Annotated in this window: 14 protein-coding genes; 9 read left to right on the top strand and 5 right to left on the bottom strand. The window is 72.6% G+C overall.

The features are described 5' to 3' along the window. Window positions 1-92 precede the first annotated feature (92 nt). Window positions 93-389 (bottom strand): hypothetical protein, encoded by a 297-nt coding sequence (locus tag PT931_RS34165; protein ID WP_456249855.1) that lies wholly within the window; start codon window positions 387-389, stop codon window positions 93-95. Between the two features lie 93 nt (window positions 390-482). Here PT931_RS34165 and PT931_RS34160 point away from each other — a divergent pair, with 93 nt between their 5' ends. From PT931_RS34160 to PT931_RS34135, 6 genes are all read left to right on the top strand, one after another. After that, window positions 483-668 (top strand): response regulator transcription factor, encoded by a 186-nt coding sequence (locus PT931_RS34160; RefSeq protein WP_456249854.1) that lies wholly within the window; start codon window positions 483-485, stop codon window positions 666-668. Window positions 669-773: 105 nt separating this feature from the next. Then, window positions 774-1,415, top strand: coding sequence for a dioxygenase family protein (locus PT931_RS34155; protein ID WP_456249853.1), 642 nt, complete (start codon window positions 774-776; stop codon window positions 1,413-1,415). A 29-nt stretch (window positions 1,416-1,444) separates the two neighbouring features. Further along, window positions 1,445-2,443 (top strand): LysR family transcriptional regulator, encoded by a 999-nt coding sequence (locus PT931_RS34150; RefSeq protein ID WP_456249852.1) that lies wholly within the window; start codon window positions 1,445-1,447, stop codon window positions 2,441-2,443. 209 nt (window positions 2,444-2,652) lie between these two features. Beyond that, on the top strand, window positions 2,653-2,940 hold the full coding sequence (locus tag PT931_RS34145) for a DUF1905 domain-containing protein (RefSeq protein ID WP_456249851.1): 288 nt from the start codon (window positions 2,653-2,655) through the stop codon (window positions 2,938-2,940). A 43-nt stretch (window positions 2,941-2,983) separates the two neighbouring features. Continuing rightward, a complete protein-coding gene (locus PT931_RS34140; protein WP_456249850.1) occupies window positions 2,984-3,916 on the top strand; it encodes a hypothetical protein in 933 nt (310 codons plus the stop codon). Between the two features lie 130 nt (window positions 3,917-4,046). Further along, the gene (locus tag PT931_RS34135; RefSeq protein ID WP_456249849.1) at window positions 4,047-4,607 is read left to right on the top strand and encodes a hypothetical protein; all 561 of its coding nucleotides are present in this window, start codon (window positions 4,047-4,049) and stop codon (window positions 4,605-4,607) included. Between the two features lie 27 nt (window positions 4,608-4,634). Here the strand turns inward: PT931_RS34135 and PT931_RS34130 are convergent, their stop codons facing one another. Further along, window positions 4,635-6,032: a glycosyl hydrolase family 18 protein gene (locus PT931_RS34130; RefSeq protein ID WP_456249848.1), complete on the bottom strand. Its 1,398-nt coding sequence runs from the start codon at window positions 6,030-6,032 to the stop codon at window positions 4,635-4,637. A gap of 264 nt (window positions 6,033-6,296) precedes the next feature. Between PT931_RS34130 and PT931_RS34125 the strand changes: the two genes are divergently transcribed. Beyond that, window positions 6,297-6,614: an HU family DNA-binding protein gene (locus tag PT931_RS34125; RefSeq protein ID WP_456249847.1), complete on the top strand. Its 318-nt coding sequence runs from the start codon at window positions 6,297-6,299 to the stop codon at window positions 6,612-6,614. Window positions 6,615-6,757: 143 nt separating this feature from the next. On the opposite strand, the gene PT931_RS34120 is transcribed toward PT931_RS34125, so the two are convergent. Further along, window positions 6,758-7,336, bottom strand: a complete 579-nt coding sequence (locus PT931_RS34120) for a YdeI/OmpD-associated family protein (protein WP_456249846.1) — start codon at window positions 7,334-7,336, stop codon at window positions 6,758-6,760. A gap of 6 nt (window positions 7,337-7,342) precedes the next feature. Continuing rightward, window positions 7,343-7,753, bottom strand: a complete 411-nt coding sequence (locus tag PT931_RS34115) for a VOC family protein (RefSeq protein WP_456249845.1) — start codon at window positions 7,751-7,753, stop codon at window positions 7,343-7,345. A 232-nt stretch (window positions 7,754-7,985) separates the two neighbouring features. Between PT931_RS34115 and PT931_RS34110 the strand changes: the two genes are divergently transcribed. Further along, window positions 7,986-8,267: a hypothetical protein gene (locus PT931_RS34110; RefSeq protein ID WP_456249844.1), complete on the top strand. Its 282-nt coding sequence runs from the start codon at window positions 7,986-7,988 to the stop codon at window positions 8,265-8,267. A 5-nt stretch (window positions 8,268-8,272) separates the two neighbouring features. On the opposite strand, the gene PT931_RS34105 is transcribed toward PT931_RS34110, so the two are convergent. Beyond that, window positions 8,273-9,691, bottom strand: coding sequence for a short-chain fatty acyl-CoA regulator family protein (locus PT931_RS34105; RefSeq protein ID WP_456249843.1), 1,419 nt, complete (start codon window positions 9,689-9,691; stop codon window positions 8,273-8,275). A gap of 238 nt (window positions 9,692-9,929) precedes the next feature. Between PT931_RS34105 and PT931_RS34100 the strand changes: the two genes are divergently transcribed. Beyond that, window positions 9,930-11,429, top strand: coding sequence for a CoA-acylating methylmalonate-semialdehyde dehydrogenase (locus PT931_RS34100; protein ID WP_456249842.1), 1,500 nt, complete (start codon window positions 9,930-9,932; stop codon window positions 11,427-11,429). Window position 11,430: the final 1 nt, after the last annotated feature.

The raw sequence follows: 11,430 nt of genomic DNA, 5'->3' as shown, positions 1-11,430 counted from the left end.
GGGGGCTGGMGCGGCCGCCCGGAGGCACCCCGTGGGGGCGGGCTGAGCCGCGTGCCGGTCCGGGGCCGGCGCGCGCCGGCCCCGGACTGATGTCAGGACAACACCTCGTACTGCCAGGCGAGCAACCTGGGCCCGGAACCGTAGCAGGTGACGGAGGACGTGCCGCCGATTCCCACGGCGGGTCCCTCCACGGTCAGCGAGTCGTGGCCGATCCAGCACTCCGCGACGACGCGGTAGGTGCCGGTCCCGGAGCCGCACACCACGCTCGCGGTGTTGTAGACCCTGGTCAACGTGCAGTCTCCCGGAGCCGCCTGCGCGGCGGTCGCGGGCAGCACGAGCGCACCGGCGACGAGTACGCCCACCGCCAGGGCCTTCGTTGAGAGTCTCAAGATGTACCTCCGAAGCGAGGAGTGACAGGGCCACCTCAGGCTAGAGCTCCACAGTGGACTTCCGCTTCATCCTCATGGACATCGATATATATAGTGCCCGGTACCGCACCGCTCGAGGTCGCCGACACTCTGTCCGGTGCCGACATCGGCCGGCGGCTGCTGATCGCCGAGGCGACGGTGAAGACCCACCTGCTCCGGGTGTTCGCCAAACTGGACGTCAACGACCGGACCCACGCCGTCGTGGTGGCACTGGACCGGGGCCTGCTGCCCCGGCCATAGCTTGAAAGCTATGCCCATGTCGTATTTTTCACCGCACCGGAAACCTGCCAGGGTTCCTCCGACAGGGCTTGTGACAAGCCTCACATCGACTTCGGAGGCACCATCATGGACGACTCGGCATCCCGGCGCAGGATCCTCCAGGCCGGCGCGGCCGCGGGGCTCGCCGCCGTGGGCCTGGCGGTCACCGGCTCCGGCTCCCCGGCCAGCGCCGCCCCGCTGAAGCTGACCCAGAGCTGCCGCGACGGCGACCAGACGCCCAGCCAGATGGAGGGGCCGTTCTTCAAGCGCAATTCGCCCCAGCGGACCAACCTCGTGGTCGGCGGCGTGTCCGGCGTGCTGCTCAGCCTGCGCGGCACCGTCTACACCCAACGGTGTGTGCCGATCCCGGGCGCGCTGCTGGAGTTCTGGCAGGCCGACCGGTACGGCCGGTACGACAACGTCGGCTACACGCTGCGCGGGCACCAGTACTCCGCGGCCGACGGCACGTACTCGCTGGAGACCGTCGTGCCCAAGGACTACCGGGACGGCGCCACGTTCCGCACCTCCCACATCCACGTGAAGGTGCAGCGCCCCGGCGGCCGGATCCTGACCTCCCAGCTGTACTTCCCCTCCACCACCCAGGCCTACGGGATGAACGTGGGCCTGAACAACAGCCGCGACTCCCTGTACATCCGCAGCCTGGAGATCGTCCTCGGACCCCTGGCGAACAACCGCTATCCGGGTACGTTCGACTTCGTGATCCGGTGAACTCCGCCACCAGCGCCTAGGATGCGATGGTGGAGCTCGAGATCCGACATCTCCGGGTGGTCTGTGCCATCGCGGACGCGGGCGCGGTGAGCCGGGCGGCGGTGGCCCTCGGCGTGTCCCAACCCGCCCTCGCGGCCCAGCTGCGCCGGATCGAGGACCAGCTCGGCGGCCCGCTGTACACCCGGGTCCGGTCCGGGGTCGTCCCCACCGAACTGGGCGAGTTCGTGCTCGCCCAGGCCCGCGACATCCTCGGCCGGGTCCGGGACCTCCAGGCGGCCTCCGTGTCACTGGCCCGCGGCGGCCCCCGACCGTCCCGGGTCGGGGGCTCGCCCGGGGTCTTCTTCACGAGCATGCTCGACCACCTGCAGGAGGCCGACAGCGCCCGGCCGGTGGAGAGCAGGACCGAGCCGACGGTCGCCCGGCTCCTGGAACTCCTCGGGAGCCGGGCCCTCGACGGGATCATGCTGCACGAGTTCCCGGGCTCCCCGCCGACGCTGGGCGACCACGTCCTGCACCGCGCGGTCGCCGACTCGCCCGAGTTCGTCATCCTCCCCGCCGGTCACCGCCTCGCGGGGGAACGCGAGGTGCGGCTGTCCGACCTCGCGACCGATCACTGGGTGCTGCCGCCGTCCAGCGGTGACGGCCAGCGCGGATACCTGCGGGCCGCCTGCGAACGGGCCGGCTTCCTGCCCCGGGTCACGCACGAGACCGCCGACCCGGAGTCCGCCGTGGCCCTGATCCGCCGGGGCCAGGCCATCGGGATCGCGTCGGCCACGTTCCTGCCGCGCCCCGGGGTGGTGGTCCGACCGCTGGAGGGCAACCCGCTGCGCTGCCGGTACCTGCTCGCGTGGTGGGCCGACCGCCCGCTCGCCCGGCACGTGGACGGCCTCACCGACCGGGCCCGGGAGGACTACGCGGCCACGGCCCTCAGCCGCCCGTGCTTCACGGACTGGCTGGAGCTGCACGACATCGACCGGGACCGGATCGTGGACCCGTGGGGCCAGCTCGCCGGACCGCTCCGGCCCTGACCCCGGGCACCGGTCGCCGTCCCGCACCGGCCAGCGGGCTCCTCACGAGCCGGCACCGGGCACCTCCCGCACGGGCCACCGGGCGTCTCGCGAGCCGGCACCGGGCTTCCCCCGCGCCGGGGACCGGGTGGTGATCCGGCGCGGGGTCCGGCGGCGGCCAGGTCCGGGGAGCGCCGGTCGGGCCGGCCGCCGCCTCCTATCCTGGTGCCATGGACCTGGAATTCAGTGGTGAGGTGTGGTTCTGGAAGGGCCCCGCGCCGTGGCACTTCGTGACCGTGCCGGAGGAGGAGTGCGGGGCGCTGGAGTCCGCGTCCGCGTCCGTGACCTACGGCTGGGGCATGATCCCGGTGACCGCCCGGATCGGCGACACCGAGTGGACGACGTCGCTGTTCCCGAAGGACGGGGCGTACCTCGTGCCGCTGAAGACCAGGGTGCGCGGAGCCGAGACGATCGAGGTCGGCGACACGGTGACGGTCCGGCTGACCGTGGACGTCTGACCGGCCCCGGGAGACTGTCGGTCCCGGCGGCTACGATCCGGGCGTGATCGAGGATCTGGTGCGCGCGGCCGCTGACGGGGACGACGACGCCATCGAGGAGCTGGAACGGCTCGCGGGCGCCGACCCGGCCGCCCTGGCGCCGTTCCTGGCGGAGCTGCTCGACAGTGGAGTGTCCTGGCCGCCGACCCTGTTCCGGGCCGCCGACCACCCCCTGGTCCAGCGGATCGTGGACCGCGTCGACGCGGGCGACCCGCACCTCCACCACCTGCTGCTCATCCTCGCCCACCACCGGGGCGACCCGGCCACCGCCGCGCTGCGCGGGTGGCTGCGCGAACCGCCGCCGGGCATGGACGCCCTGCCTGTCGATGTGGCGGAGTTCGTCCGGCAGGGTGGCCGGATCCTCACGCAGACCACGGCACGCGACCTGTGCGGCCCGGTCGCCTTCGCCCTGGAGCTGGCGGAGACACCGCCGGCGCCCGGGGACGGCTGCCCGTGGTGCGCCTCCCCGCTGTGGACGGCCCTGGACCTCGACACGGCCCGGCCCGAGGTCGGCGCCGCGCTGGCCCACACGGGCTGGTCGGGCCGGCTCCGGATCACCACGTGCTTCCTGTGCGCGAACGTCACGACGCTGTACACGGACGTGACCCCCGACGGCGGCGCGACCTGGTCGGCCCGCAACCACCAACCGGACCACCTCCCGGGCCCGGCCGAGCCGCCGCCGGCCCTCCTGCCGGTGGTCGGGGTGCGCCGGCCCACGCCGTACCTGGCCAGCGCGTGGGACGACGGGGGCTCGACCCTCGGCGGCGCGCCGGACTGGATCCAGGAGGCCGGGTACCCCGACTGTGCCGCCTGCGGCCAGGCCATGGACTACGTCGGGCTGATCGGCGGGGCCGACCTCACCTTCGGCGAGGGCGCCTACTACCTGTTCCTGCACGCCCCGTGCGCCCTCGCGGCCGTGAACTACCAACAGAGCTAGGCCGACCTGCCGCGCGGAGGGGTCTGACGTCGCCGGAGCCGACAGCCGCTCCGGTCACGCGGGCAAACCCGTCCGACGGGTACCCGCGCCGGGGCGGCCCGAGGTCCGTCGTGCTGGGTACGCTGCCCGGATGTTGGATCCGACCGCGCGCCCGCCGCTGTCCCTGGGGCCCATGGTGCGGCTGCTCGCCGACCACGGGGTGAACTGGGTGCTCACCGGCTCCACGGTGCTGGCGTTGCACGGCGCGGACCTCGTCCCCGCCGACCTCGACGTCACGCCCGCCACGGACCAGGACAATCTGGACCGGTTGGCCGGGGCGCTGGCGGCGGCCGGGGCGGTGCCCGCGTACACGCCGGGCTGGCGGGACGACTTCACCCTCGACACGTGCCGGGCGTGGCGGCCGGAGCCGGCGAGCGAGGAGCGGCTGGAGTACCTGTACGTCACCCGGCACGGGATGCTGGACGTGCCGTTCCGGATGTGCGGGGAGTACGGGGAACTGGCGCGGGGCGCCGAGACGGTGGACGTGGCGGGCGTACCCGTCGAGGTGTGTGCCCTGTCCGAGGTCCTGGACCGGGTCACGGTGCTGACCAGCCCGAAGCACCGGGGGCGGGCCGGGGTCTACGCCGGGCTCCGCGACCGGGCGGGGTCAGCGCGGGAGGGGGTCGGTCGACTGCTCGACCTGCTGCGCTGACCGCCGCCCGGAAGCCGCGGTCCTACCTCATCGGCCCTGGAGGCCCCGGACGTTGTCGCCGAACGTCCAGTTCTTCGAACCGTCCCAGTTGATGGACCAGGTCATCAGGCCCTTGAGCTGCCCGTTGTACGTGTTCCAGCTCTGCCCGACCAGCCCGGTCGACATGTAGCCGCCGCCCGCGCCCGGCTGGGCCGGCAGCCCCGGGACCTGCTTGTCGAACGGCACCTTGATGGTGACGCCCTGGATGACGAGCCCGGTGTTCAGGCAGTTGGTCTGGGCGACGAAGCCCGCGACCGTGCCGGCGGAGTACGAGTCGCCGGAGCAGCCGTACATGCTGCCGTTGTAGTACTGCATGTTGAGCCACCAGAGCCGGCCGTTGTCGGCGTACTTCTTGATGATCGGCAGGTAGGAGCCCCAGATCGAGCCGTAGGTGACGCTGCCGCCGGTGACGTAGGCGGTCTCCGGGGCCATGGTCAGCCCGAAGTTCGACGGCATGGCCGCGAGCACCCCGTCGATGATCCGGATCAGGTTGGCCTGCGACGGGGACAGGGTGTTGATGTTGCCGCTGCTCGACAGCCCGGTCTCGATGTCGATGTCGATGCCGTCGAAGTTGTACTTCTTCAGCAGCGGCACCACGGTCGCGACGAACTTGTCGGCCACTGTGGACGAGCTCAGGTCGATGCCCGCGGTGGCGCCGCCGATCGACATCAGGATGGTCAGGCCGGCGGCCTTGGCCGCGCACATCTCGGCCGGGGTGGCGACCTTGACGGTGGCGTCCATGCCGTCCTGCCACAACACGGTGCCGTCGTTGAGGATCACCGGGAACGCGGCGTTGATCACGTTGTAGCCGTGCTGGCGGATCCGGGGGTCGGTGATCGGGGTCCAGCCGAACGGCGGGTGCACGCCGTTGGAGGCGCCGTCCCAGTTCTCCCAGTACCCGTGCAGCACCTTGCCGGTCGGGCGGGACTTGACCGCGCAGGTCTCACCGCCCGGGTCGACGGTGGGGGAGACCGTCGGCGAGGCCGGGGGAGTCGTCGGGGGCCTGGTCGTCGGCGGGGCCGTCGTGGGGGGCCGGGTGGTCGGCGGCGCGGTCGTCGGGGGCCGCGTCGTCGGCGGTGCCGTGGTCGGGACGCCGTCGCAGGCGCCGAGGTCCTTCCACAGCGAGGCGGCGGCGACCGGGTTCCAGCCCGCGCCGACCGGGGCCGTGTGCGCGACCCGGGCCTCGTAGGTGCGGCCGAGGTAGCTCACCTTGGCGCCGACGGCGTAGGCGACGCCCTCCGCCCACGCCGGGGACGTACACGGCGCGGCGGCCACGAGCGTGCCGTTGAGCGTGCCGGCCTGGCCGTTCGGTGCGATGACCAGCGCGCTCAGTGCGGTGACCGCAGCGCTGACGGCGAGGGCTACTGCCCAGCGTGGCGTCCTCATGACGTGCCTTCCTGGGCGTGGCGGGCGGCGGACTGTGGGCGCACTGCGGTGGTGCTCGAGGGGTATGTGTTCCACATCCCGTTATTGTTAAGAACGTTTGCTGTCAATGTCTACGGGTACGGACGTGCCAACTTGCCGGCCGGCGACCTGCGGGTTCGCCCCCACTTCCCGGCCCGCGCCCGGACCGGCCCTCAAATTCGGGTCATATCTCTGCAGATTCGGGCACTCCATGACGTTGGGTGTGCGCACAATGTCGTCAGTGTCATGACGGTTGAGGAGGCTGGGTTGAACAAGGGTGAGCTGATTGAGGCCATGGCCCCGCGCCTGGGCAGTAAGGCGGCGGCGAGCGAGGCCCTGGAGGCGGTGCTGTCGGAGATCTCCGCACAGGTCGCGCGGGGGGAGCGGGTGTCCCTGCCGAACTTCGGCTCCTTCGAGAAGCGCAAGCGCGCGGCCCGGACCGGGCGCAACCCGCAGACCGGGGCCGAGATCAAGGTGAAGGCCACCAACGTGCCGGCCTTCAAGCCGGGCGCCGGGTTCAAGGAGATGGTCGCCGCGGGCAAGGTCCCGAAGACCAAGCGCTGACGACGGACACCGCCGGCCGGCCGCTACGAGGCCCGGCCGGCGGTTCCGCGTGCACCACGGGCGCGGGCGATCCCGAAACCTTCCCGTCACAGGTTGTGCGCATGTGGAAGCCGGCGGTGTCGGGAGAACTCCCGACGTGCCGGTCACCCGGCTTCCGCGGCCTCCAACGCCGCCAACGCCCGCTCCAACTGGGACGCCCGCCCCTTCTCCGTCCGCGCGGTCGCGAGCTTCAACAGCACCGCGTACTGCCCTGTCCGGCCGAGCGCCTCGAACGCCCGCGCCGCCCCGGGACTGGCGGCCAGCGCGGCGGCCAGGTCCGGCGGGACGGTGGCGGTGCGCTGCGACTCGTACGCCGCCGCCCAGCGGCCGTCCGCCTTCGCGGCCTCCACCTCGGCCCGGCCCGCCGGCCGCATCCGCCCGGCCGCCTCCAGCTCGGCGACCTTGGCCACGTTGACCTGCGACCAGCGGCTGCGCGGCCGGCGCGGCACGTACTTCTGGAGGTAGTACGTGTCGTCCAGGGACTTGCGCTGGCCGGAGATCCAGCCGTAGCACAGGCCCACGTCGACCGCCTCGTCGCTGGTCAGCGACGGGATGCCGGTGCCCGCCTTCGCGAGCTTCAGCCACACCCCGACGCCGAGGTCGACGTGCTCGTCCAACCAGGCCTCGAACGCGGCGCGGTCCCGGAACGCGAGCACCTCGGCCCCGGCGGGATTCGTCGGCACGGGCCGCTACCTCGCGGCGAGGATGTCGAGGTAGTGCTGGTTGTACATCACGCCCAGCACGTTGCCGAACGGGTCGATCACGGAGGCGGTGACGAACCCCGGGCCGCGCTCGGTGACACCCTGGAGCTGTTCGGCGCCCAGCGACACCAGGCGCTCCAGGGCCCCCGCGACGTCGTCCACGTGCCAGTAGACGATGGAGCCGCCCGGCGCGGCCGCGAGCTCCGGCGGGGCGAACCGGCGGTCGATGATGCCCAGCTCGGCCTGGTGGTCGCCGATCCGGAACTCGACGTAACCCGGGCCGCGGCCGGCGGCCTCGCTGGTGAAGTACGGTTCGACGCCGAGGAGGTCCGTGTACCACCGGGTCGCCGCCGGCAGGTCCTCCGCCCAGAGGTTCAGAGTGCTCAGTCCGCGCAGCATGGTGGTTCCCTCTCGTCGCGCCGTGATCATCACGTGCGCCGAACCTAACAGCCGCCCCTGACAGTTTTCCTGCAAGATCCCATCGGGCCCTCGGGGATTCGTACCCGTCGAATTGTCAGATTTTGCGGGGTGCCGCTGCCAGGATGAGGCGGGTGACAACTTCGGCCGCTCCCAACGGATGCGGGGCCTCGGTCCCACGGCGCGCGGAGTGCCACAACGGGGGGACAGTGCAGTGGGGATTCGCAGCGCGGCAGTCTCAGGGGTCCTGCTCGCCACCGTGCTCGGCGCGCTCGCCGGGGCGGGGCCTGCGGCCGCCGAACCCGGTTCGCACTGCTGGCACGCGGTGCAGCAGACCCGGGCCGACCTGCGCGACGCCGGCGCGCCGAGCGAGGCCTCCGACTGGGAGGGGGTGCGCGACGACGCCCGGCGCTACCTCGACGACCACCCGTCCGGCCCCCATTCGGAGGCTCTGCGCGGGGACGTCAACAACCTGAACCACCACTGCGCCGCATAGGACGGTCAGCGGGGCGCCACGATCGGGTACGGCGTCCCGGTGTGCCGCCGCTCGTCCACGGACAGCCGCCCCCCGGCCGGCGGGCGGGCCCGCTGGGCACAGTCGCGGCGTTCGCAGATCCGGCAGCCCAGCCCGATCGGGGTGGCCGCGCGCGGGTCCTCCAGGGCCACGCCCTCGGAGTAGACGAGGCGCGCGGCGTGCCGCAGCTCGCAGCCCAGGGCGATGGCGAACGTGCTGCGCGGGGCGCGATGGCCCCGGCCGCCCCGGTGGATGGTGCGCGCGAGCCAGAAGTACCGCTTGCCGTCGGGCATCTCGGCGACCTGGGTGAGGATCCGGCCCGGGGCGGCGAACGCCTCGTACACCGTCCACAGGGGACATGTGCCGCCGAGCCGGGAGAAGTGGAAATCGGTGGCCGACTGGCGTTTGGAGATGTTGCCGGCCCGGTCCACCCGCAGGAACGAGAACGGGATCCCGCGCAGCCCGGGGCGTTGCAGGGTGCTCAGCCGGTGGCAGACGGTCTCGAAGCCGGTCCCGAAGCGGTTGCCCAGCAGCTCGATGTCGTAGGCCAGCTCCTCGGCGGCGGCGTGGAACCGGGCGTAGGGCATCAGGAGGGCGCCCGCGAAGTAGTTGGCCAGGCCGATCCGGGCCAGCGCCCGGGTGGTGGGCGTGTCCAGGCCGGGCCCGGTGGCCAGCGCGCTGAGCGCGGAACCGTGTTCGAGGAACGCGACCTGGGTGGCGAGCTGGAACGCCCGCTGGGCCTCGCTGAGCCGGGCGGACAGGAACACCGTGCCCCGCTCCGGGTCGTACCGGCGACTGTCCCCGGCGGTGGCGGTCTGGCTGACCACGACCTGGACCCCGTGCAGGTCGGCGATGTGCGCGGTGAGGGCGGCCGCGCTGCGCCCCGGGGCCAGGCCCAGGCGTTCGGCGGTCCGTTCGGCGACGGTGTCCAGGACGTCGAAGTAGTTGTGGTGCTCGTAGAAGAAGTCCCGGACGTCGTCGTGCGGTTCGCTGGCGGAGTACTCGCCGGTCTCGCCCGGCCCGGCGAGCGCGGCGGCCTGCTCGGCGGCGTCGCGGTACCGGCGGTGCACGGCGACCAGCGCCCGGGCGATCGCCGGATGGTCCCGGACGATCTCGGCGATCTCCTCGGTGTCCACGTCCTCCCCGGCGGCCTCGTCGGCGAGCGCGGCGCGCACGTCGGTGGACAGGTGCACGGTCCCGGTGTCGGCGAAGTACGCCGGGTCGGTGCCCAGCACCTCGGCGATCCGGACGAGCACGTTGGCGGTCAGCGGCCGCTGGTTGTTCTCGATCTGGTTGTAGTAGCTGGTGGACAGGTCGAGCCGGCGGGCCAGTTCCACCTGGCTGAGCCCGTGTTCCCGACGGAGCCGGCGCAGCCGGGCGTGCGCGTAGATCTTGGTTTTGTCCATGGCGTTCCCCAGAGGGTCGGGGCTGTGACTGTTGCGAACATAGCATTCGCAAATTCCGCAAAATTTGCAGTTTCGCTGGCTCCGAAGGGTGAAAATCCGCAGATCCCGCCCCTCGACCGGAGAGCGCCGGGCACCGGATGCTGACCCGGGCCGCGCTGCGCCGGTGCCCGGCACGGGGTAGTCGATCCGGTCCGCGGCCGCCACCGCGACGGCCCGCCCGACCACGAAGGGTTTCCCGATGGACCAGCTCACCCACTTCCTCGGCGGCAAGCGCGTCGCCGGCACCTCCGGACGCTTCGGGGACGTGTACGACCCCAGCCGGGGACACGTCGCCCGTCAGGTCCCGCTCGCCTCGGCCGACGAGACCCGGACCGCGATCAACGACGCGGCGGCCGCCCAGCCCGCCTGGGCCGCGCTCAACCCGCAGCGCCGCGCCCGGGTCCTCATCAGGTTCCTGGAGCTCCTGCACCGCGACGCCGACGGGCTGGCCGCCGTCCTGTCCGCCGAACACGGCAAGACCGTCGCCGACGCGCACGGCGACCTCCAGCGCGGCATCGAGGTGCTGGAGTTCGCGATCGGCATCCCGCACCTGCTCAAGGGCGAGTTCACCGACAACGCGGGCACGGGCATCGACGTGTACTCCATGCGCCAGCCCCTCGGCGTCGTCGCCGGCATCACCCCGTTCAACTTCCCGGCCATGATCCCGCTGTGGAAGGCGGCCCCGGCCCTGGCCTGCGGTAACGCGTTCATCCTCAAGCCCAGCGAGCGGGCGCCGTCCGTGCCGCTGCGGATCGCGGAACTGTTCGTCGAGGCCGGCGGCCCGCCCGGGGTGTTCAACGTGGTCAACGGCGACGCCGAGGCCGTCGACACCCTGCTGACCGACCCCCGGATCGCCGCCGTCGGCTTCGTCGGCTCCTCCGCCGTCGCCCAGCACGTGTACTCCACGGCCACCGCGCACGGCAAGCGCGCCCAGTGCTTCGGCGGCGCGAAGAACCACGCGCTCGTGATGCCCGACGCCGACCTCGACCAGGTCGTCGACGCCCTGATCGGCGCCGGCTACGGCTCGGCCGGCGAACGCTGCATGGCGATCTCCGTCGCCGTACCGGTCGGCCGGGCCACCGCCGACGCGCTCGTCGCCAAGCTCACCGAACGGGTGGCCGAACTGCGGGTCGGGGCCGCCGACGACCCGACCGTGGACTTCGGGCCGCTGGTCACCGCCGACGCCCGCAACCGGGTCCGCGACTACGTGGCGCTGGGCGTGACCGAGGGCGCCACCCTCGTCGCCGACGGCCGGGGCCTCGCCGTCGACGGCCACCCGGACGGCTTCTACCTCGGCGCGACCCTGTTCGACCACGTCACCCCCGAGATGCGGATCTACCAGGAGGAGATCTTCGGACCGGTGCTGTGCGTCGTCCGGGCCGCCGACTACGAGACGGGCCTGCGCCTGATCGACGGGCACCCGTACGGCAACGGGGTCGCGATCTTCACCCGGGACGGGGACACCGCCCGCGACTTCACCCACCGGGTGCGGGTCGGCATGGTCGGCGTCAACGTGCCCATCCCGGTGCCGATCGCGTACCACACCTTCGGCGGCTGGAAGGCGTCCGGCTTCGGCGACCTCAACCAGCACGGCCCCGACGCGATCCGGTTCTACACCCGGACGAAGACCGTGACCTCGCGCTGGCTGTCCCAGGGCGTCCGCGACGGGGCCAGCTTCGTGATCCCGACGATGGGCTGAG

This window comes from Longispora urticae, assembly GCF_053902585.1.
Note: the sequence above shows the minus strand (reverse complement) of the source record. Positions and strands in the feature narration are given on the sequence as shown.